Origin of the sequence: Variovorax sp. SPNA7 (genome assembly GCF_033807855.1) — a bacterium.
Taxonomy (GTDB): Bacteria; Pseudomonadota; Gammaproteobacteria; order Burkholderiales; family Burkholderiaceae_C; genus Variovorax; species Variovorax beijingensis.
In genome coordinates this window covers 2,804,138-2,823,139 of record NZ_CP138513.1, presented here as the reverse complement: position 1 = coordinate 2,823,139, position 19,002 = coordinate 2,804,138, and the positions used below count along the sequence as shown (strand labels likewise).

Here is a 19,002-nt window from a genome sequence, read left to right as displayed (position 1 = left end):
GCACGAAGGTCATCCAATGAACACTTCGATCGACTCCCGCGCCATCTCCCACGCAATCGTCGCGGCCCATGGGCTGCGCTTCGGCACCAACACGCCCGCGGCCATTTCGGCGGGCCGCTTTTCCTCGGACGAGCCGGTGTACCGCGGCGCGAAGCAGGCCTGCACGGCGCTCGGCTTCATCGAGATCGATGCCGAATGCCTGGCGCGGGCCTGGCAGGCGCAGACGGCGCGCACCGGCGCTTTCGATGCCAACCAGTGGCCCGAGACGCCCGCCGATTTCGGCATGCGCGCGTTCCCGCCCACCGAACGCGACGACGCCTTCGCGCCCTGCCCCGAACGGCTCGGCCTCTACGCCGTGCTGCCCGATGCGCAATGGGTCGGCCGCATGGCGCGCGCCGGCGTTCCCACGGTGCAGCTGCGCTTCAAGTCGGACGACGCGGCAGCCACCGAGCGCGAAGTGCATGCCGCGGTCGATGCCGTGCGCGGCACGGGCGCACTGCTCTTCATCAACGACCACTGGCAGACCGCCATCGCCGCGGGTGCCTACGGCGTGCACCTCGGCCAGGAAGACCTCGACGCGCTCGCGCCCGAACAGGTGCGGCAGATCCGCGATGCGGGCCTGCGGCTCGGCGTCAGCACCCACGGCTATGCCGAGATGGTGCGCGCCGATGCGGTGAGCCCGAGCTACATCGCGATGGGTGCGGTGTATCCGACCACCCTCAAGAGGATGGCGACCGCACCGCAGGGCGTGGCGCGGCTTGCGGCCTATGCGCGCCTGCTGCGCGGCTATCCGCAGGTGGGCATCGGCGGCATCGACGCCGTGCGTCTGCCCGAGGTGCTCGCCACCGGCGTCGGCTCCATCGCCGTGGTGCGCGCGCTTGTCGCCGCTGAAGATCCCGAGGCCACGGCCGCGCAATGGATGGCGGCCATGGGTGCTGCCTCCGCATGAACGAACAAATGACAAAAAAGCAATTCCGATCCTGGCCGCTGTCGCCGGTCTCTCAAGCAGTGGCCACCGCCTTTCTTCTTCTGGCGGCCGGCGGTGCACAGGCGCAGCAGCCAACCGAGCAGTTGCCCGCCATCACGGTGAACGAAAGCAGCGCAGCTCCGCAAGCCGACGTCAGCGGCTTCGGCGACGTGCCGCTGCGCGAACTGCCGCTCTCGGCCACGGTGGTCGACAGCGCGCAGCTGCGCACGAGCGGCGCGCGCCGCCTCGCCGACCTCACGCAGTTCGACTCCTCGGTGACCGATGCCTACAACTCGGCCGGCTACTGGGACTACCTCACGGTGCGCGGCTTCGTGCTGGACAACCGCTTCAACTACCGGCGCGAGGGCCTGCCGATCAGCGCCGAGACATCGATCCCGCTCGACAACAAGGAGCGCATCGAGATCCTGCGCGGCACCAGCGGCATCCAGGCCGGCACCAGCGCGCCGGGTGGCCTGGTCAACTACGTGGTCAAGCGGCCCACCGAGCAGGACCTGCGCACGCTGCGCATCGAAACCACCAGCCGCGGCAGCGTGCTCGGTGCACTCGACCTGGGCGGGCGCTTCGGTGCGAACCGCGAGTTCGGCTACCGGCTCAACGTGGCGAGCGAAAACCTCAAGCCGCTCGTGCACAACCTGGACGGCAACCGCAACATGTTCTCGCTGGCGGGCGACTGGCGCATCACGCGCGATTCAGTGCTCGAGTTCGAGATCGAGCGCAGCCACAAGACGCAGCCGAGCCAGAACGGCTTCAGCCTGCTGGGCAGCACGCTGTCCGCGCCGGTCGATCCAAGGATCAACCTCAACAACCAGCCGTGGTCGCAGCCTTCGGAATTCAACGCGCTCACCGGCAGCGTGCGCTTCAACCAGGCGCTCAATGCCAACTGGCGCTGGAGCGCGCAGATCGGCCAGCAAAGGCTCAAGACCGATGACCGCCTGGCCTACGCCTTCGGCTGCGGCGCCGAAGGCAACTACGACCGCTATTGCTCCGACGGCACCTTCGACTTCTACGACTTTCGCAGCGAGAACGAGCGGCGCACGCAAACGGCCGGCAGCCTCAACCTCAAGGGCAACGTGATGACCGGCAGCGTGCGCCACGAACTCGGCTTCGGCCTGCTCGCGAGCCGCGTGCGCAACCGCTTCCAGGACCAGGCCTACAACTACGTCGGCACCGGCAACGTGTGGGCCACGGCCATCGTGCCGCCCGACCCCACGCTGACCGACGCCAACACCAACCGAGACGAGCGCTCCACCGAGCTCTCGGTGCAGGACGCGATCCGCTGGAACAGCCGCTTCACCACCTGGCTCGGCGTGCGCCACACGCGGCTGGACCGCGACAGCATCCGCACCGATGGCACGCGCCCCACCGGCTACAAGGACGGCATCACCACGCCATGGATGGCCGCCAGCTTCGCCATCCAGCCGGGCCTGCTGGCCTATGCGAGCTGGGGCAAGGGCGTCGAGTCGCAGGTGGTGCCGAACAAGAGCTCGCAGTACAACAACGCCGGCGAGGCGCTGCCCGCGCTGACCTCGCGCCAGTGGGAGCTGGGCCTGAAGGGCGGCAGCGACGTCTTCGCCTGGCAGCTCGCATGGTTCGACATCAAGCGCCCGATGACGAATCTCGACGCCTGCAACCGGCTCGGCACCACGCCCTGCGACGGACGCTACGACGGCAGCGCAGTGCACCGCGGGCTCGAAGCGGGCGCGCAGTGGAACACGGGGCCCTGGCGCCTTGCGGGCAGCCTGACATTGATCGACGCGAAGCGCCGCGGAAGCACCGCCGAGCCCGCCACCAACGGCCAGTCGCCCACCAACGTGCCCAAGCAGGTGCTGCGTGCACAGGCCGGCTACCGCGTGGCTTCGGTGCCCGGCCTCGAGCTGCTCGGACAGCTCTCGCATGAAGGCCGCCGCAACGTGCTGCCCGATGGTTCGATCGCTCTTCCCTCATGGACGCGCGTCGACGCGGTGCTGCGCTATGACACCCGGCTGCGCGGCGTGAACACGAGCTGGAGCATCGCCATCGACAACCTGTTCGACCGCCGCTACTGGAAGGAATCGCCCTACCAGTTCGGCCATGTCTATCTCTTTCCCGGAGCGCCGCGCACGCTGCGGCTGGGCTTGAGCGTGTCGCTCTGAGTGCGGGCCCGAATTTTTTTCAGAAATTTATTGCGGCCACATTGGTGTGTTCGAAAGGCCCAAAAAATCACGCTATAATCTGAGGCTTGTTCCTCGATAGCTCAGTTGGTAGAGCGCCGGACTGTTAATCCGTAGGTCCCTGGTTCGAGCCCAGGTCGAGGAGCCAAAATAAGCCGCAAGGCCTCTGGATGCCCCGCTACTCAAAAGGTAGCGGGGCATTTCCCTTTGGGGCGTCTCAGCCCATCTTCGGCAGCCCGAATCCGAAGCCGAAGACAGAGCCGCTCTTCTTCTTGGCCTTCGCGGGCTCGGGCTCATCCTCGCGCGGCCCGGCATCGAGATCCTCGACCATCTTCTGCAACTCGAGCAGCCCCGCGGCCATCGCGGCCTTGTAGGTCTTCATGGATCTCGACTGCTGGGCAAGGACATGCCAGCCCTCGCCCTCGAGTTCGACCAGGCGCCAACGGTAGGCGCCCTCTTCCTCTTCGATCACGGTGACGGCGATCCGGCGGAGTGGCTGCATGGCGCGATGCTCGCCCGGATCTGGAGTCCGGCACGTCGGACAAGCTCGACTGTCCGGTCGCCATCAGACAAAAAAACGCCCAGCACGCGGCTGGGCGGAATCCTTGGCGATGTCGCCAAGGGCCCCGCAAAACCAAGATTCGGGGGCAACTGCAATGGAGTTCGAGCATTCGATATTACTGTATATTCATACAGGTTTGATGCAGAGGGTTGAGATACCCGTTCGAAGGTCAGGCGCTTTCCAGCAAGAAGGCGCAGGAGAAATGAACATGAACCAGGCCGAACTTTTTTACCCCCAGGCTGCGGCTCCAGAAGGGGCCGCGATCCCGCAGGCCGATGCCTCGGAAGAGCCGCCTTTCAGGTTCGAGGACATCGAGCCCGAACCCCGGGTTGCCTACATCGTGCGGCTTGCCGACTATCCGCACCCGGCAGCGGATGCCGTCAAGGTCTCGGAGCAGCGCTTCCGGCGCGAGCTCGACCGGCAGTTCGGCGGCGACGTCATGCGCGCGCTGCGCGCGTTCCACAATGCCAGCGAGTCCAGCGAAACCGATCTCACGAGGGAAGAGATGGCGCTCGCCAAGCGATGGATGAAGGCCTACGACGCGGCCCGAACCGCCGGCTTTCGCGATCTTGGGGACACCGACGAAGCGTTCTTCGACGTGCGGCCGGTCTGAGCACCAGGCCTGCCGGCCATGCACCCCGTCCGACGCCTGTAGGGTGATCCGCACGAATCTCATCAACGCAGACTGAACACAAGCCGCCACGGTTGGGCCATGATGTTCCCATCGTGCCAGCTACACCCATTGAGTACCTGCTCGAACTCGAACATGCCAGGTTCCCGGTTCATGTCCGGGATCCGGAGTTGATCCAGGCCATCGCGACCCTCAAGGCGCTGGGCTGTGTGGAAGCAGACATCTCCCCACCGCTCGATCTTCGCAGTTCGTTCAGGAACTACGAATCGGCGGTGGTCGTGAAGATCACCTCGGAAGGAATCACGGAACTCGCACTGGCGTACGGGTGACCGCCCCCTTCACTCGCTTCAGGTTCTTCCGGTCTGGGACGAGTGGTTCATCCCTTCCTTCGAGTTCGTCTGCTCGCCGACAGATTCGTCGCGCGGCGAACCGGCCGTCGCTTTCACGGTGTCGATATCCCTGTTGCGGTGTCCCTTGGGCGGAATCACGGCCGAGGGATCCTCGGATGCCAGCTTCGGATCTTCGGAAGGCTGGAAAGGCTTGCGCGTACGCGGCATGGCTGGTACCTCCGGTGTTTCAGACACCGTAGGACAACTCGCTTGCGCATGCATGTAGGAGTGAGCCGCGCAAGAACCATCGATGGAGCGCTACGCTTCTTGCGGCATGCCGGGCCGGGAGCCGCCGGCGTCTGATGCAGGTCGAGAAATGTCAAAAAGAGGGTATTTCCCAAACCACAAATCGGGCGCCGAACGGTAACGACGCGTACATTAGCGCCAACGTACTATCGCCTCGCGCCATGCACTTGAAATCTCTACTCATCACCGCGCTGCTGCTCGTTGCGGGCGGTCTGTTCTGGTGGTGGGCCTTCGGCGGCGGATTCATTGCCGTGATTGTTGCCATCGGCCTGGGTGCCGTGCTCTTCCTGGCCCTTCGGGGCAACAAGTCCATCAAGGACGAACTCGACGCGCAGGTTCCTGACAAGGATCCGGGCAACAAGGAATCCTGAGCCGGGGCGCCAGCCTCAGCGCAGCGCAAACGCCAGCGTTACCGCGCCCAGGGCCAGCAGCGCCAGGCCCGCGATGAAAACCATCTCGCCCCAGGCCTCCAGCCGCACGCCCGAGCTGCGCGAGCGCATCGAGATGAAAGACAGCAGCGCGCTGGCCAGGAAGACCAGCGCGTCGACGGCCAGCAGGCGGTCGATCAGGAGCCGCAGATCGTCGCGCGGGCCCAGGTGGCCGATCGACATCACGGTCATGCACACGCCGATCATGGTGGCCGACGTGGGCAGGATGTGCGCCGAAAGGCCGCCCGCGGATGACGCCATCTTTTTTTGTCCTGGCGCGGGCTTCACCCGATCCGCACCGGCACGAAGATCTTGTCTTCGCCGCGCTGGATCAGGAGCGCCACCGACTTGTCGGCCTTGGCCACCACCTCGCGCACCTGCTCCAGGCTCCTGGCGGGCGTGCCGTTGATGGCCAGCAGCACGTCGCCCGCCTGCACGCCGGCGATGGCGGACGGGCCCGCCACATCCTCGACGAGCAGCCCGTTCTCGATGGCGGCTTCGCGCTTTTCCTGCGGCTGCAGCGGCCGCAGCGCAAGGCCGAGCTTGCCCTGCCCCGCCGCACTCTCGTTCCTGGCAACCTGCGCGGGCTTGTCGCTCGCATCGCCGAGCTTGGCCGAAAGCTCCTGCCGCTCGCCCTGGCGCCAGACTTCGAGCGTGACCTTCTTGCCCGGTGCCTGCTGCCCGATGACCGCGGGCAGGTCGCCCGACGAGACGATGGGCTGGTTGTCCACCTTGCGTATCACGTCGCCCGCCTTCAGGCCGGCCTTGTCGCCAGGGCCGCCCTTCTCGATGTTGGAGACCAGCGCGCCCTCGGGCTTGTCGAGCTTGAAGGAGTCGGCAAAGGCCTGGTTCACTTCCTGCACCGCCACGCCAAGGCGCGCATGCGTGGCCTTGCCGGTCGCGACGATCTGGTCCTTCACCTGAACCGCTACGTCGATCGGAATCGCGAACGACACGCCCTGGTAGCCGCCGCTGCGGCTGTAGATCTGCGAGTTGATGCCGACCACCTCGCCGCGCGTGTTGAGCAGCGGGCCGCCGGAGTTGCCGGGGTTCACCGCGACGTCGGTCTGGATGAACGGCACGTAGCTGTCGTCGGGCAGCGAGCGGCCCTTGGCGCTCACGACGCCGGCCGTCACCGTGCTCTCGAAGCCGAAGGGCGAGCCGATGGCCAGCACCCATTCGCCGACCTTCAGGTCCTTGGTGTTGCCGAGCGCGAGCGTGGGCAGGTTCTTGGCGTCGATCTTGAGCACCGCGATGTCGGTCTTGGCGTCGGCGCCGAGCACCTTCGCGCGGTATTCGCGCCGGTCGGTCAGCTTGACGGTGACCTCCTTGGCGTCCTTCACGACGTGCGCATTGGTCATGATGATGCCGTCGGGACTCACGATGAAGCCCGAGCCCTGCGCGCGCACCGGCACTTCGCGCTGCTGGGCGCGCGGGCCGATCTGGCCCTGGAAGCGGCGGAAGAACTGGAACATCGGATCGTCCGGATCGATGCCCTGCATCTCGGCCGCGGCCTGATCCTCGGACGCCTTGGCGGTGCCGGTCACGCTGATGTTGACCACCGCGGGGCCGTCGCGCGAAGTGATGGTCGAAAAGTCGGGCAGCGTCACCATGGCCGCAGGGGCCACGCTCGCAGCGTTGGTGGTCGGCGCATTCACGGCACGGGCACTGGTGTAGGCGCCGGCACCGACGGCGCCGATCACCCCGGCGGTCGCCAGGGCAAGCACCAGGGCATGGGGAGAAGTCAGTCGGGTGTTCATTTCTAGCTTTCCTTTCAATGCGTCTGCACGCAAACACGATGAAAGGAATGTCGGCCCGCTGGCTTAAGCGCGGCTTAAACGAAGCGCGCGCGCCGATTCAGGCCTTGTCGGCAAAGCGCACCAGCACCCGCAGGCCGCCCAGCGTCGGAGAGGCCGCGAGCGCGACCGTGGCGCCATGCATCTGCGCGATTGACTTCACGATGGCCAGGCCGAGCCCGCTGCCCGGCGCCTGCGGCTCGCCCGAGCGGTAGAAGCGGTCGAGCACGCGCTCGCGCTCTTCCTGCGGCAAGCCGGGGCCGCTGTCGTCCACGCTCAGTTCCACCGCCGCGCCCAGGCTTGCAATGCCGACGTCGACGCGACCCTCTTCGGGCGTGTACTTGACGGCGTTGTCGATGAGGTTGCGCAGCAGCATGCGCAGCGCCTCGGGCTGCCCGTTCACCATGGCCGGATCGGCATGCGAGATGCCGATGTCGATGCGCCGGGCCTGCGCCGCCGCGACCGCGTCCGAGATGGCGAGGCGCGCCACTTCGCCCAGGTCGACCGGTTCGGACTTTGCCCCCGCCGCCATGCTGGCCTCATGCCGGGCCAGCGCGAGCATCTGCTCGACCAGGCGCGTCGCGCGGTCGATACCGGCGACCAGCCGGCTCACGGCCAGCTCGCGCGACGCAGCGTCGGACGCGCGCTGCAGGCCCTGCACCTGCAGCTTCAGCGCGGCCAACGGCGAGCGCAATTCGTGCGCCGCATCGGCGACGAAGTGCTTCTGGGCATCGAAGGCATGCCGCACCCGGTCGAACAGGAGGTTGAGTTCCTGCACCAGCGGGCGTACCTCGTCGGGCAGGTTCTCCTCGCTCACGGGGGAAAGATCGTCGGCCTGCCGCGAGGCGACCTGCCCGCGCACGCGCGCCACCGGCGCGAGCGACCGGCTCACCACCCACCACACCACCAGCATGAGCAGCGGCGCCATCAGCGCCACCGGCGCGATGGTGCGCAGCGCCAGCGCGCCGGCCATGTTGCGGCGCGCCGCCATGTCCTGCGCGACCTGGATCACGAGCCCGCTGGTCTGCATCGAGAACACGCGGTAGGTGGTGCCGCGCGCACGCACGTCGGCAAAGCCCAACACCGCCAGTTGCGGCAGCGCGGCCTGCTCGGCCGATTCGAAGATGCGCACGCCGTCGGCGGTCCACACCTGCACCACGAAATCGAAGTTCTGCTCGCCGCTGCCCAGGCCACCCACGGCCGCGCTCGGCGGCAGGCCGGCGCGCAGCGAGAGCGCCATCTGCTGCATGTGGTAGTCGAAGATGTCGTCGGCCTCCTTCAGCACCGTGCGGTAGGCCACCACCGCCTGCGCACCGGCGGCCAGCACGATGGCCGCGAGCAGGAACCACAGCAGGCGCGCGCGCAGGGATCCGGTCAGCGCGCGGATCATGCCTTTGGCACCATGTAGCCCACGCCCCGCACGTTGCGGATCAGTTCTGCACCGAGTTTCTTGCGCAGGCCGTGCACGTAGACCTCGACCGCATTGCTGCTGATCTCGTCCTTCCAGCTGTAGAGCTTTTCCTCGAGCTGGGCGCGCGACAGCACCATGCCGGGCCGCGCGATGAGCGGTTCGAGCACCGCCCATTCGCGCGCCGAAAGCACCACCGGCTGGCCCTCCACCGCGACCTCGCGCGTGGCCGGGTTGATGCTCACGCCCATGTGCTCGTACACCGGCTCGGCGCGCCCCGCGGCCCGGCGCAGCAAGGCGCGGATGCGGGCCAGCAGCTCATCGAGATCGTAGGGCTTGAGCACGTAGTCGTCGGCGCCCGCATCGAGCCCTTCGATGCGCTGCTGCACCGAGTCGCGCGCGGTGGCAATCAGCACCGGCATGCGCTGCTTGCGGGCGCGCAGGCTGCGCAGCACCTCGAGCCCGTCGCGGCGCGGCACGCCCAGGTCGAGCAGCACGAGGTCGTACTGCTGGGTGCGCAATGCGGACTCGGCCGCCTCGCCGTCCTTCACCCAGTCCACGGCGTACTGCTCGGCGCGCAGCAGGTCGAGCACGGCCTCGCCGATCATCACGTCGTCTTCGAGAAGCAGGAGTCGCATGGTGTTGTTTGGTCCGTTTCGGGATTCGAGGCGATGGCTATGCGGAAGTTCATCTCACAGCAGCGACCGGACTTCGCGCGCCGCCTCGAAGAGCAGCGGCAGCATCTCGCGCTGGAGCGTCTCTTCCTGGTAGCGCGTGCCGGACAGCACCACGTTGAGCGCGGCCACCGTGCGGCCCTGCATGTCGCGCAGCGGCACCGCGAGCGCCTGCACGCCGAGCTCGTGCTCTTCGCTGGCAAAGCAGTAGTCGTCCTTGCGCACGCGGGAGATCAGCTGGCGCAGGCCGCGCGCCTGGGTGGTGGTGTGCGGCGTGAGCCGCGCGAGGTGGCGCCCCTTGAGCCATTGCGTGAACTGGGCCGGCGCCATGGCCGCGAGCAGCACCCGTCCGGTCGATGTGGCATGCGCCGGCAAGCGGGCGCCAAGATGCAGGCCGTAGGCCAGCACGCGGGTCGGCGTGCCGTAGGCGCCGCTGCGCGCGATGATGACCGCCTCTTCGCCATCGAGCACCACGGCCGAGAACGATTCGCCGGTCTGCGCCGCCAGCCGGTTCAGCGTGGGCTGCAGCGCGCGCGGCAGCCGCGACGATGCCAGGTAGCTGCCCGAGAAGCGCAGCACCTTGGGGGCCATCCAGAAATAGCTGCCGTCGGTCTCCAGGTAGCCCAGGTGGGCCAGCGTGAGCAGGTGCCGGCGCGCGGCGGCGCGCGTGAGGCCGGCGCGCTCGGCGGCCAGCGTGGCGTTGAGGCGCTGGCGCTCGGTGTCGAAGCTTTCGAGCACCGCCATTCCCTTGGCGATGCCCTCGATGAAGTCGGCCTTGGCGATGGTCATTTCGGTCAATGTACGAAGTGTTGCGCGATGATCGCGCAGCCATTCGCATGATCGCACAGAGCCTTGGTGCACGCCGCGACAGCCGGCCGCGTACGTTCTACGCTCCCGGAAAACCCATTGGAGACACGAACATGCGCACACAGGTCGCGATCATCGGCGCAGGTCCGGCAGGCCTGCTTCTCGGACAGCTGCTTTTCAAGGCCGGCATCGACAACGTCATCGTCGAGCGCCAGAGCGGCGACTACGTGCTCGGACGCATCCGCGCCGGCGTGCTCGAGCAGGTCACCATGGACCTGCTGGCGCGCGCGGGCGTCGATGCGCGCGCCAAGGCCGAAGGGCTGCCGCACGAAGGCATCGAACTGCTGTTCAAGGGCGCGCGGCACCGCATCGACATGCACGGCCTGACAAACGGCAAGCAGGTCACGGTCTACGGCCAGACCGAAGTGACGCGCGACCTGATGGAAGCGCGTTCGGCCGAAGGCCTTGCCACCATCTATAGCGCCGCCAACGTCAGCCTGCACGGCTTCGATTCGCAGCGCCCGCGCGTGCGCTATGAAAAAGACGGCCAGACGCACGAGATCGAGTGCGACTTCATCGCCGGCTGCGACGGCTACCACGGCGTGAGCCGCGCCAGCGTGCCGGCCGACGCCATCCAGACCTATGAAAAGATCTATCCCTTCGGCTGGCTCGGCGTGCTGGCCGATGTGCCGCCGGTGTCGCACGAACTGATCTACGCCAACACCGAACGCGGCTTTGCGCTGTGCAGCATGCGCAGCGCGCACCGCAGCCGCTACTACGTGCAGGTGCCGGCCGACGAGAAGGTCCAGAACTGGAGCGACGAGGCCTTCTGGGACGAGCTGCGCGCACGGCTCGACCCCGAGGCCCGCGCGCGGCTGGTGACAGGCCCTTCGCTCGAGAAAAGCATTGCGCCGCTGCGCAGCTTCGTGGCCGAACCGATGCGCTTCGGCGCGCTGTTCCTGGCCGGCGACGCCGCGCACATCGTGCCGCCGACCGGCGCCAAGGGCCTCAACCTGGCAACGGCCGACGTGGGCTACCTCTCGCGGGCACTCGAGATCTTCTACGGCGAGAAATCGGCCTCAGCGCTCGACCGGTATTCCGACCTCTGCCTGCGCCGCGTCTGGAAGGCGGAGCGCTTCTCGTGGTGGTTCACCTCGCTGATGCACCGCTTCCCCGAGACCGGCGCCTTCGGCCAGAAGATCCAGGAAGCCGAACTCGACTACCTCGTGCATTCGCACGCGGCCTCCACCGCGCTGGCGGAGAACTACGTAGGCCTGCCGCTCGAAGACTTCTAGCCGGCCGCTTCGAGCGTCTTCTTCATCGCCACGCCGCCCTGCGCCATCATCGGTTCGATGTAGGCGGCCAGCTCGTCGGGCAGCACGTCGGTGATCCAGACGAAGCGCGAGCGCGCCTCGCCGTGGGCGAACACCTGGGCCGAGGCATGGTGGTGGCTCGCCTTGCCGCCGGTGATGGTGTAGGCCAGGCGGCGGTTGGCCTCGTCGATGCCCACGAGCAGTTCGCGCGCCACCAGGCCGTTGGCAAAGCTGACGATGCGCGCGCCTTTGCCGTCCAGCTCGCAGCCGGTGAGAAAGCCGGGCGCAAGGCGCGTATGCACGGCGCCGAAGTCGCGCAGCGCGTCCCAGACCTGCCCCGCATCGGCTTCGACGATGAATTCCTTGTAGATCGTTGCCATGGTTGTGCGCCTTCAGGGGCAGACCGCCGCGTGGAAGCGCCGGCTCGCGGCAAGGTCTCTGGCTTTCAGTCCGATGGGGTCGTACATGGCGATGGCTTTCTGCTCGATGGGTGAATCAGGCGGTCATCATCGGACAGTGCGGCCAGGCGGTCTTGGAAAATCTTGCGGTCGCCCTTGGCGGCCTGGCGAAAGCCGCGCGGCGATACCCCGGCCGCGCGGTGGAAGGTGCGAACGAAGTTGCTCAGGTCGGCAAAGCCGACGTCGAAGGCCACGTCGGTCACGGCCCGGTCGTCGTCCGCCAGCAACCGCGCCGCGTGGCGCAGGCGCGAACGGACCAGGTACTGGTGCGGCGTGACGCCGAGCATCTGCGAGAACAGGCGCAGGAAGTGGAACGAACTCAGTCCCGCTTCGGACGCCGCAGTTTCGAGGCCGATGTCGTCGTGAGTTCGCGTCGATCCACATCGCCGCATCGACCGCACGACGCCTGTCGCGTGCCGCAGCGGATGGCGGCGGGGGTTTGCTGCGCCCTTCCACCACCTCGACGAAGCGGCTCGCGAACCACATGCCCAGCTCGTCGAGGCCCGCATCGCCCTGCCCCTCGACCGCGGCCTGCGCAAGTTCGCCGAGCACCATCAGCTCGGGCAGCGGCGGAAGCCCTGCCGTACGCCAGGTCCGCTGGTCGCCGCCGATCAGGTCGACGAAGCCCGGCGACAGATGAAACGCCAGGCATTCGTCGCCGCAGACATGGTGGTCGTGGGTGCAGACGTATTCATCGCCTGGACAGCCCTCCAGCACCGAGCCGGCCACCAGTTCATAAGCGTTGCCGCGCGTGCGGTAGCCGAAGCTGCCCTTGCGCACGTACGAGACCGAATACTCGGCGTGCATCTCGGCGAACGGCCGCGCGCCGGGCTGGGCATCGCAGCGGTAGCTCGACACGCGGATCGCATCGGTCTGCAGTTCGGTGGTGACGAGCATGGTGCGTGCGCCCTTCGATCACCCGGCCTGGAGATGCTCAGTCGACGGTGTGCATGGCCTGCCACACGCGCGCCGGGCTCAGCGGCATGCGCAGGCGCGGAGCGCTCGCCGCAAGGCCGTTGCGCGCAAAGGCATCGGCCACGGCGTTCACGATGGCGGGCGTGGCGCCGATGGTGCCCAGCTCGCCCACGCCCTTCACGCCCAGCGGGTTGTTGGCGCACGGTGTCGACTCGTCCATTTCCATGTGGAACATGGCCTGGACGATATCCGCGCGCGGCGCCGCGTAGTCCATGAGGCTGCCGGTGAGCGGCTGGCCGGTCTCGTTGTCGTACACCACCTGCTCGTACAGCGCCTGGCCGATGCCCTGCACCGCGCCGCCTTCGAGCTGGCCGCGAACGATCATCGGATTGATCACGCGGCCCACGTCGTTGACCGAGCTGTAGGCCACCACGCTGATCTCGCCCGTGGGCGGATCGATTTCGATCTCGCAGACGTGGCAGCCGTTGGGCCAGGTCGGCCCGGCCACGGTGCTGGTGGAATCGACGAAGATCTCGCGCTCGGGCTGCTTGCCCGCCAGCGCGAACAGGTCGAGCTCCAGATCGGTGCCCGCCACGGTGAAGACGCCGCGGGTGTAGGTGATGTCGTCGATGGCGGCTTCGAACTCCTGGGCCGCGAGCGCGCGCGCCTTGTCGATGGTGCGTTCGGCGCCGATGCGGACCGCCGAACCGCCGGTGAAGAGGGAGCGCGAGCCGGCGCTGCCGAAGCCGTCGCCGCGGTCGGTGTCGCCGAGCACGACGCGCACCTTTTCGATCGGCACGCCGAAGGCATCGATCGCTAGCTGCGCAAGCGAGGTGGCAATGCCCTGCCCCATGGCATTGACGGCGGAGAACACCTCGATCACGCCGTCGGCCTGCACCGAGACCGTGACGCGCTCCTCGAACACATTGCCGCCGGTCCACTCGAGAAAGGTGGCAATGCCCAGGCCGCGGTGCTTGCCGTTGTTCGCCGACTCGGCAGCGCGGGTGTCGAAACCCTGCCAGTCGGCCAGCGCCAGCGCCTGGTCCATCACCGACTCGAACTTGCCGGTGTCGTAGGTCTGCGCCATCGGGTTCTTGTAGGGCATCTGCTCGGGGCGGATGAAGTTGCGGCGGCGCAGCGCGATGCGATCGATGCCGGTCTGGCGGGCGGCTTCGTCCATCAGGCGCTCGATGGTGAAGATCGCCTCGGGACGGCCCGCACCGCGGTAGGCGCCCGTGGGCGCGGTGTTGGTGAGCACCGCCTTGAAATGGAAGTCGATGGTCTGGATGTCGTAGACGCTGGTCTGCACCCAGGGGCCGATCAGCAGCTGGATCGCAACGCCGGTGCCGGTGGCGTAGGCGCCGACGTTGGCCAGCGTCCTGATGCGCAGCGCAAGGATCTTTCCGTCCGCATCGAGCGCGAGTTCGGCCTTGGCCTCGATGTCGCGGCCGTGCGCGCTCGAAAGAAACTCCTCGCTGCGGTCGGCCACCCATTTCACGGGGCGCCCGACCTGCAGCGCCGCAAATGCAACGGCAATGTCCTCCGGATAGGCGCCGGTCTTCATGCCGAAGCCGCCGCCCACGTCGCCCACCACCACGCGCACCTTTTCCTTGGCGAGGCCGATGGCGGCGCACACCGAATCGCGCACGCCCGACGGCATCTGGGTGCTCATGCGGATGGTGAGGCGGCCCGATTCGGCATCAGGCGCCGCGAGCACCGAGCGCGGTTCGATGGTCAGCGCCACCACGCGCTGGTTGACCACGTCGAGCGCCACCACGTGCTTCGCCTTGGCAAAGGCGGCCGTTGCAGCGTCGCTGCTGCCGTGGCGCATTTCAGCGGCGACGTTGCCGGTGGCTTCCTCGCACAGCAGCGGCGCGCCGTCGGCGGTGGCGCTTGCGAGATCGACCACCATGGGAAGCGCTTCGTAGTCGACCATCACCGCCTCGGCGGCATCGCGTGCCTGCTGGAGGGTTTCGGCCACCACCACGGCCACGGGCTCGCCCACGAAGCGCGTCGTGCCATGCGCCAGGGCCAGGCGCGGGGGGCTGGCGCAGTCGCTGCCGTCGGCCCGCTTGAAGCCCACGGCGCCCGGCATCGGCTTGACGCCGGCTTCGGCCAGTTCAGAGCCGGTGATCACGCGCAGCACGCCGGGCATGGCGGCGGCGGCGGCCGTATCGATCGACACGATGCGCGCATGCGGGTAGGGGGACCGAAGGAAGACGAGATGCGTCTGGCCGGGGAGCGCGACGTCGTCGGTGTAGCGGCCTGCGCCGGACAGCAGGCTCTCGTCCTCGAGGCGGCGCACTGCCTGGCCGCTGCCGAAACGCGTGGGGGTGGAATCAGTGGTCAACGTGGTCCTCTTGGGCGGGCCTCGGCCAGGCAACGCTGGCCCGGCGGGTCCGCATGGAGTGCAAATGGGAAGCAGCACTATATGGGCTTCGGATAGTCTTGTGCGCTTCACGGGCGGCGCCTGTGGCGCGCGGGCCGCAATCGTTTGCCCGTCCCGCTGCGGGGCGGGCATTTTCCCGGCCTCGGCCGAAGCGTGGACGAAGCCGTGTATACCTACGGCCATGCAACAACTGCCCTGGCTCGAACCCGGCGACGCACTGCCCGACCCCGCCTCCGCCTGGGGCGAGCACGATCCCGTACCCGGGCTGCTCGCCGCCGGCGGAGCGCTCGACGTCGACACCCTGGTGCACGCCTACGGCCGCTGCGTGTTTCCCTGGTTCAGCGAAGACCAGCCGATTCTCTGGTGGAGCCCCGACCCGCGCATGGTGCTGCAGGTGGCCGAGTTCAAGCTCCACAGGTCGCTGCGCAAGACGCTGGCCCGCTTCACCCAGACCGCCGGCTGCGAGGTGCGCATCGACCACGATTTCGCCTCGGTCATCGCGGCCTGCTCTCAATCGCCGCGCACCGGCCAATCGGGCACGTGGATCGTGCCGGACATGGTGGAAGCCTACCTGGCGATGCATCGGGCCGGCCACGCGCACAGCGTGGAAACCTGGATCGACGGCAAGCTCGCAGGCGGCCTCTACTGCGTGGGGCTGGGGCGCGCTGTGTTCGGCGAGTCGATGTTCACGCGCCGTCCGGACGCCTCCAAGATCGCGCTGGCCGCGCTGGTGTGCCTGTGCCGCCGCTTCCAGGTGAAGATGATCGACTGCCAGCAGAACACCTCGCACCTGGCCAGCTTGGGCGCCCGCGAAATGTCGCGCAGCCGCTTCGTGGCGCACGTGGCCAGGGCCCGGGAACAACAGGGGCCACAGTGGCATTTCGAGCCCGTATACTGGGCAGAACTCCTTTCCGCGCGACCTTCCGGACCGACGTGACGCACCTCAAGGATCTTCCGCTTCACACGCTGCAGTTCTACGCGACGGCGCCCTACCCCTGCAGCTACCTGCCGGACCGCCAGGCCCGCTCGCAGGTGGCCACGCCCAGCCATCTGATCCACAACGACGCCTACTCCGACCTGGTGCTCAGCGGCTTCCGGCGCAGCGGCATGTTCACCTACCGGCCCTACTGCGACGGTTGCCGCGCCTGCATACCGCTGCGCGTGCTGGTCGACAGCTTCCAGCCCAGCCGCAGCCAGCGCCGCGCCGTGAAGCAGCACAAGAACCTGCTGGCGCGCGTACTCAAGCTGTGCTTCGTGCCCGAGCACTACAAGCTCTACCTGCGCTACCAGACCGGCCGCCATGCCGGCGGCGGCATGGACCACGACAGCATCGACCAGTACACCCAGTTCCTGCTGCAGAGCCGGGTCAACTCCCGGCTGGTCGAATTCCGCGAGACGCTGCCGGACGGCACGGCGGGCGCGCTCAAGATGGTGTCGATCCTCGATGTGCTGAACGACGGCATCTCCGCGGTCTATACCTTCTACGAACCCGACAGCAGCGCCGGCTACGGCACCTACAGCGTGATGTGGCAGATCGAGCAGGCCCGCAAGCTCGGCCTGCCGCACGTCTATCTCGGCTACTGGATCGAAGGCAGCGCCAAGATGAACTACAAGGCGCGCTTTGCGCCGCACGAACTGCTGATCGACGGACGCTGGCAAGCACCATCCGATTTCACAAGGTAAAATGGCGCCCGGTCCACACCGCATCGCGCCATGAGAAAAAACCAATCCGACGTTCCTGCCGTTCCAGTCATCCAGGTGATCGAGCGCATGTTCGCGCTGATCGACGTGCTCGCCTCCCGCGAGGAGGCCATTTCGCTGAAGGAAATCAGCGAGAAGACGGGCCTGCACCCCTCCACCACCCACCGCATCCTCAACGACCTGGCGGTCGGCCGCTTTGTCGACCGGCCCGAGGCCGGCAGCTACCGGCTCGGCATGCGGCTGCTGGAACTCGGCAACCTCGTCAAGGGCCGGCTCAACGTGCGCGACGCCGCGCTGGGGCCGATGCGCGAACTGCACAAGCTCACCCAGCAGCCCGTCAACCTCAGCATGCGCCAGGGCGACGAGATCGTCTACATCGAGCGTTCGTACAGCGAGCGTTCGGGCATGCAGGTGGTGCGCGCCATCGGCGGGCGGGCCGCCCTGCACCTGACTTCCACCGGCAAGCTGTTCCTGGCAGCTGACGATCCGCAGCGCGTGCGCAGCTACGCCACGCGGACCGGCCTGGCCGGCCATACGCGCAACAGCATCACGCAACTGCCTGCGCTCGAGCGCGAACTGTCGAAGGCGCGCCAGTACGGCATTGCACGCGACAACGAGGAACTCGAGCTGGGCGTGCGCTGCATGGCCGCCGGCATCTACGACGACCAGGGCAAATTGGTGGCCGGATTGTCGATTTCCGCGCCCGCAGACCGGCTGGACGAAGGATGGCTGCCAAAGCTGCAGGCCACGGCCAACGAAATTTCGGGGGCGCTTGGCTACAAGGATGCTGCAGCCGTGGCGGCGGCAGGCCCTGCGGCAATCGGTACCAGCAGCGCTTCAGGCCCGACCGCAGGCTGATCGACCAGCCTGCGCCGCGGTTCTCGAGATGCCGCCCTTTTCAGGGCGGCTCATTCGATCAACCGGCGACCTGGTAGGCCGCAGTGCTGCGCGATGCAGCCGGCGAGCCCGTCGAGGCGTGCGTGGCCTCGACCCAGCGGCGAACACGTTCCGCATCGGCAATGCGGCTGAACTTGCCGGCCGAATCCAGGAACACCATGATCAGCTTGCGGCCCGCCACCTTGGCCTGCATCACGAGGCACTGGCCGGCTTCGGAGATGTAGCCCGTCTTCTGCACGCCGATTTCCCAATCCGGGCTCTTCACGAGACGGTTGGTGGTGTTGAACTGCAGCACGCGGTTGCCTACCTCGACCTGGTATTCAGGCGAGGTCGACAGCGAGCGCACCGTGGCGTCGGAATAGGCGGCGTTGACGAGCAGCGCGAGGTCCTGCGCGCTCGACTGGTTGCGGCTCGACAGGCCGGTGGGCTCCACGTAGCGCGTGTCCTTCATGCCGAGCATCTTCGCCTTGGCGTTCATGATGCTCACGAAGGTTGCAAGGCCGCCGGGATAGGTGCGGCCCAGTGCATGCGCCGCACGGTTTTCGCTCGACATCAGGGCCAGGTGCAGGAGCTCGCCGCGCGACAGCGTGGTGCCGACCGTCAGGCGCGAACGGCTGCCCTTTTCGGTGTCGACGTCGTCCTGCGTGATGGTGATCAGCTCGTCGTTCGGAAGATGCGCTTCGCTGATCAAGAGGCCGGTCATCAGCTTGGTGAGCGATGCAATCGGGAGCACCGCGTGATCGTTCTTGCTGAACAGCACTTCGTGCGTGTCCTGGTCGATCACGAGCGCAACGCTCGACTTCAGGTCGAGCAGGTCGTCGGTTCCGTGCAGGCCGGCCAGCTGGCCGAAGGACTGGCGCGCAGGCGTTTCAACGCGAACCACCGAGCGGCGTTGCACGGCAACCACGGTCTTGCCGTTCTTCTGGCGAATGGAGGCCACCACGTTGCGGCCGCCACGAACGACCTTCTCGCTTCGATCGGCCTTGCCGCCACGCGGCGCCTTGGCGGAACGTTTGACTTCCACCGGCACCGGCCCCTTGGCCTTCTTGGCCACGGCGGTCTTGGCTGCGGTTGTTTTTTCCTTCTTGGCGGCCTGTGCACCGGACAGCAAAAACGCCGTGGCGCAGAGCGCGACGGCGACGAATTTGACTGCGGGCAAGAACCGCTGGCTGGAAACTCGGCGGGGGCGGGTTTCAGGCATTAATAAATCTCCAGCGGCGAAATTGAGAACCGCAGTGTATCCAAATCAA

20 protein-coding genes and 1 tRNA gene are annotated in these 19,002 nt (G+C 67.4%); 10 read left to right on the top strand and 11 right to left on the bottom strand.

Features of this window, described 5'->3' with window-relative positions; translation table 11 throughout:
• Positions 1-16: 16 nt before the first annotated feature.
• The 3 genes from thiE to RZE77_RS13125 all read left to right on the top strand — a co-directional run bounded on the left by thiE (position 17) and on the right by RZE77_RS13125 (position 3,286).
• On the top strand, positions 17-949 hold the full coding sequence (gene thiE / locus RZE77_RS13135; RefSeq protein WP_319442198.1) for a thiamine phosphate synthase: 933 nt from the start codon (positions 17-19) through the stop codon (positions 947-949).
• The gene (locus RZE77_RS13130) at positions 946-3,120 is read left to right on the top strand and encodes a TonB-dependent siderophore receptor (protein WP_319442197.1); all 2,175 of its coding nucleotides are present in this window, start codon (positions 946-948) and stop codon (positions 3,118-3,120) included. The genes thiE and RZE77_RS13130 overlap by 4 nt, the downstream gene beginning before the upstream one ends.
• 90 nt (positions 3,121-3,210) lie before the next feature.
• A tRNA-Asn gene (locus tag RZE77_RS13125) sits at positions 3,211-3,286 on the top strand.
• Between the two features lie 69 nt (positions 3,287-3,355).
• Here the strand turns inward: RZE77_RS13125 and RZE77_RS13120 are convergent.
• Positions 3,356-3,640, bottom strand: coding sequence for a hypothetical protein (locus tag RZE77_RS13120; protein ID WP_319442196.1), 285 nt, complete (start codon positions 3,638-3,640; stop codon positions 3,356-3,358).
• A 268-nt stretch (positions 3,641-3,908) separates the two neighbouring features.
• Here RZE77_RS13120 and RZE77_RS13115 point away from each other — a divergent pair, with 268 nt between their 5' ends.
• Together RZE77_RS13115 and RZE77_RS13110 are read left to right on the top strand one after the other, a co-directional pair.
• Positions 3,909-4,313: a hypothetical protein gene (locus RZE77_RS13115; RefSeq protein ID WP_319442195.1), complete on the top strand. Its 405-nt coding sequence runs from the start codon at positions 3,909-3,911 to the stop codon at positions 4,311-4,313.
• Positions 4,314-4,426: 113 nt separating this feature from the next.
• Positions 4,427-4,660 (top strand): hypothetical protein, encoded by a 234-nt coding sequence (locus RZE77_RS13110; protein ID WP_145743679.1) that lies wholly within the window; start codon positions 4,427-4,429, stop codon positions 4,658-4,660.
• An 18-nt stretch (positions 4,661-4,678) separates the two neighbouring features.
• On the opposite strand, the gene RZE77_RS13105 is transcribed toward RZE77_RS13110, so the two are convergent.
• The gene (locus RZE77_RS13105; RefSeq protein WP_319442194.1) at positions 4,679-4,888 is read right to left on the bottom strand and encodes a hypothetical protein; all 210 of its coding nucleotides are present in this window, start codon (positions 4,886-4,888) and stop codon (positions 4,679-4,681) included.
• Positions 4,889-5,127: 239 nt separating this feature from the next.
• On the opposite strand from RZE77_RS13105, the gene RZE77_RS13100 reads away from it, so the two are divergent.
• On the top strand, positions 5,128-5,337 hold the full coding sequence (locus RZE77_RS13100; protein ID WP_319442193.1) for a hypothetical protein: 210 nt from the start codon (positions 5,128-5,130) through the stop codon (positions 5,335-5,337).
• Between the two features lie 15 nt (positions 5,338-5,352).
• Here the strand turns inward: RZE77_RS13100 and RZE77_RS13095 are convergent, their stop codons facing one another.
• The 5 genes from RZE77_RS13095 to RZE77_RS13075 all read right to left on the bottom strand — a co-directional run bounded on the left by RZE77_RS13095 (position 5,353) and on the right by RZE77_RS13075 (position 10,061).
• Positions 5,353-5,655, bottom strand: coding sequence for a hypothetical protein (locus tag RZE77_RS13095; protein ID WP_319442192.1), 303 nt, complete (start codon positions 5,653-5,655; stop codon positions 5,353-5,355).
• A 23-nt stretch (positions 5,656-5,678) separates the two neighbouring features.
• Entirely contained in the window at positions 5,679-7,154 is a 1,476-nt protein-coding gene (locus tag RZE77_RS13090; RefSeq protein WP_319442191.1) for a DegQ family serine endoprotease, read from the bottom strand.
• A 97-nt stretch (positions 7,155-7,251) separates the two neighbouring features.
• Entirely contained in the window at positions 7,252-8,580 is a 1,329-nt protein-coding gene (locus tag RZE77_RS13085; RefSeq protein ID WP_319442190.1) for an ATP-binding protein, read from the bottom strand.
• Positions 8,577-9,236: a response regulator gene (locus tag RZE77_RS13080; protein WP_012747494.1), complete on the bottom strand. Its 660-nt coding sequence runs from the start codon at positions 9,234-9,236 to the stop codon at positions 8,577-8,579. The genes RZE77_RS13085 and RZE77_RS13080 overlap by 4 nt, the downstream gene beginning before the upstream one ends.
• Positions 9,237-9,290: 54 nt before the next feature.
• Complete coding sequence (locus tag RZE77_RS13075; protein WP_012747493.1) at positions 9,291-10,061, bottom strand: IclR family transcriptional regulator domain-containing protein; 771 nt, start codon at positions 10,059-10,061, stop codon at positions 9,291-9,293.
• Positions 10,062-10,192: 131 nt separating this feature from the next.
• Between RZE77_RS13075 and pobA the strand changes: the two genes are divergently transcribed.
• A complete protein-coding gene (gene pobA / locus RZE77_RS13070; protein WP_319442189.1) occupies positions 10,193-11,374 on the top strand; it encodes a 4-hydroxybenzoate 3-monooxygenase in 1,182 nt (393 codons plus the stop codon).
• Here the strand turns inward: pobA and RZE77_RS13065 are convergent.
• The 3 genes from RZE77_RS13065 to RZE77_RS13055 form a co-directional block, all read right to left on the bottom strand.
• On the bottom strand, positions 11,371-11,772 hold the full coding sequence (locus RZE77_RS13065; RefSeq protein ID WP_319442188.1) for an SRPBCC family protein: 402 nt from the start codon (positions 11,770-11,772) through the stop codon (positions 11,371-11,373). The genes pobA and RZE77_RS13065 overlap by 4 nt on opposite strands.
• A gap of 65 nt (positions 11,773-11,837) precedes the next feature.
• Positions 11,838-12,242, bottom strand: coding sequence for a helix-turn-helix transcriptional regulator (locus RZE77_RS13060; protein ID WP_319442351.1), 405 nt, complete (start codon positions 12,240-12,242; stop codon positions 11,838-11,840).
• A 542-nt stretch (positions 12,243-12,784) separates the two neighbouring features.
• Positions 12,785-15,115 (bottom strand): xanthine dehydrogenase family protein molybdopterin-binding subunit, encoded by a 2,331-nt coding sequence (locus RZE77_RS13055; protein ID WP_319442187.1) that lies wholly within the window; start codon positions 15,113-15,115, stop codon positions 12,785-12,787.
• Between the two features lie 220 nt (positions 15,116-15,335).
• Between RZE77_RS13055 and aat the strand changes: the two genes are divergently transcribed.
• From aat to RZE77_RS13040, 3 genes are read left to right on the top strand one after another with little or no spacing between them, the layout of a single operon-like run.
• A complete protein-coding gene (aat, locus tag RZE77_RS13050) occupies positions 15,336-16,091 on the top strand; it encodes a leucyl/phenylalanyl-tRNA--protein transferase (RefSeq protein WP_319432318.1) in 756 nt (251 codons plus the stop codon).
• Entirely contained in the window at positions 16,088-16,837 is a 750-nt protein-coding gene (locus RZE77_RS13045; RefSeq protein WP_319432316.1) for an arginyltransferase, read from the top strand. Before aat ends, RZE77_RS13045 begins: the two co-directional genes overlap by 4 nt.
• A gap of 30 nt (positions 16,838-16,867) precedes the next feature.
• Positions 16,868-17,713 (top strand): IclR family transcriptional regulator, encoded by an 846-nt coding sequence (locus RZE77_RS13040; RefSeq protein ID WP_319442186.1) that lies wholly within the window; start codon positions 16,868-16,870, stop codon positions 17,711-17,713.
• A 58-nt stretch (positions 17,714-17,771) separates the two neighbouring features.
• Here RZE77_RS13040 and RZE77_RS13035 read toward each other — a convergent pair whose 3' ends face one another.
• Positions 17,772-18,953 carry a serine hydrolase gene (locus RZE77_RS13035; RefSeq protein ID WP_319432312.1) on the bottom strand — a complete coding sequence of 394 codons (1,182 nt, stop codon included), beginning with the start codon at positions 18,951-18,953 and terminating at the stop codon, positions 17,772-17,774.
• Between the last annotated feature and the right edge of the window lie 49 nt (positions 18,954-19,002).

What these genes read in the sequence shown, in the direction of transcription:
- aat (WP_319432318.1), top strand. Translation starts at nt 15,336, where the DNA reads ATGCAACAACTGCCCTGGCTCGAACCCGGCGACGCACTGCCCGACCCC.
- RZE77_RS13080 (WP_012747494.1), bottom strand. Translation starts at nt 9,236, where the DNA reads ATGCGACTCCTGCTTCTCGAAGACGACGTGATGATCGGCGAGGCCGTG.
- RZE77_RS13060 (WP_319442351.1), bottom strand. Translation starts at nt 12,242, where the DNA reads ATGCGGCGATGTGGATCGACGCGAACTCACGACGACATCGGCCTCGAA.
- RZE77_RS13065 (WP_319442188.1), bottom strand. Translation starts at nt 11,772, where the DNA reads ATGGCAACGATCTACAAGGAATTCATCGTCGAAGCCGATGCGGGGCAG.
- thiE (WP_319442198.1), top strand. Translation starts at nt 17, where the DNA reads ATGAACACTTCGATCGACTCCCGCGCCATCTCCCACGCAATCGTCGCG.
- RZE77_RS13100 (WP_319442193.1), top strand. Translation starts at nt 5,128, where the DNA reads ATGCACTTGAAATCTCTACTCATCACCGCGCTGCTGCTCGTTGCGGGC.
- RZE77_RS13035 (WP_319432312.1), bottom strand. Translation starts at nt 18,953, where the DNA reads ATGCCTGAAACCCGCCCCCGCCGAGTTTCCAGCCAGCGGTTCTTGCCC.
- RZE77_RS13130 (WP_319442197.1), top strand. Translation starts at nt 946, where the DNA reads ATGAACGAACAAATGACAAAAAAGCAATTCCGATCCTGGCCGCTGTCG.
- RZE77_RS13085 (WP_319442190.1), bottom strand. Translation starts at nt 8,580, where the DNA reads ATGATCCGCGCGCTGACCGGATCCCTGCGCGCGCGCCTGCTGTGGTTC.
- RZE77_RS13115 (WP_319442195.1), top strand. Translation starts at nt 3,909, where the DNA reads ATGAACCAGGCCGAACTTTTTTACCCCCAGGCTGCGGCTCCAGAAGGG.
- RZE77_RS13120 (WP_319442196.1), bottom strand. Translation starts at nt 3,640, where the DNA reads ATGCAGCCACTCCGCCGGATCGCCGTCACCGTGATCGAAGAGGAAGAG.
- RZE77_RS13075 (WP_012747493.1), bottom strand. Translation starts at nt 10,061, where the DNA reads ATGACCATCGCCAAGGCCGACTTCATCGAGGGCATCGCCAAGGGAATG.
- pobA (WP_319442189.1), top strand. Translation starts at nt 10,193, where the DNA reads ATGCGCACACAGGTCGCGATCATCGGCGCAGGTCCGGCAGGCCTGCTT.
- RZE77_RS13040 (WP_319442186.1), top strand. Translation starts at nt 16,868, where the DNA reads ATGAGAAAAAACCAATCCGACGTTCCTGCCGTTCCAGTCATCCAGGTG.
- RZE77_RS13090 (WP_319442191.1), bottom strand. Translation starts at nt 7,154, where the DNA reads ATGAACACCCGACTGACTTCTCCCCATGCCCTGGTGCTTGCCCTGGCG.
- RZE77_RS13105 (WP_319442194.1), bottom strand. Translation starts at nt 4,888, where the DNA reads ATGCCGCGTACGCGCAAGCCTTTCCAGCCTTCCGAAGATCCGAAGCTG.
- RZE77_RS13095 (WP_319442192.1), bottom strand. Translation starts at nt 5,655, where the DNA reads ATGGCGTCATCCGCGGGCGGCCTTTCGGCGCACATCCTGCCCACGTCG.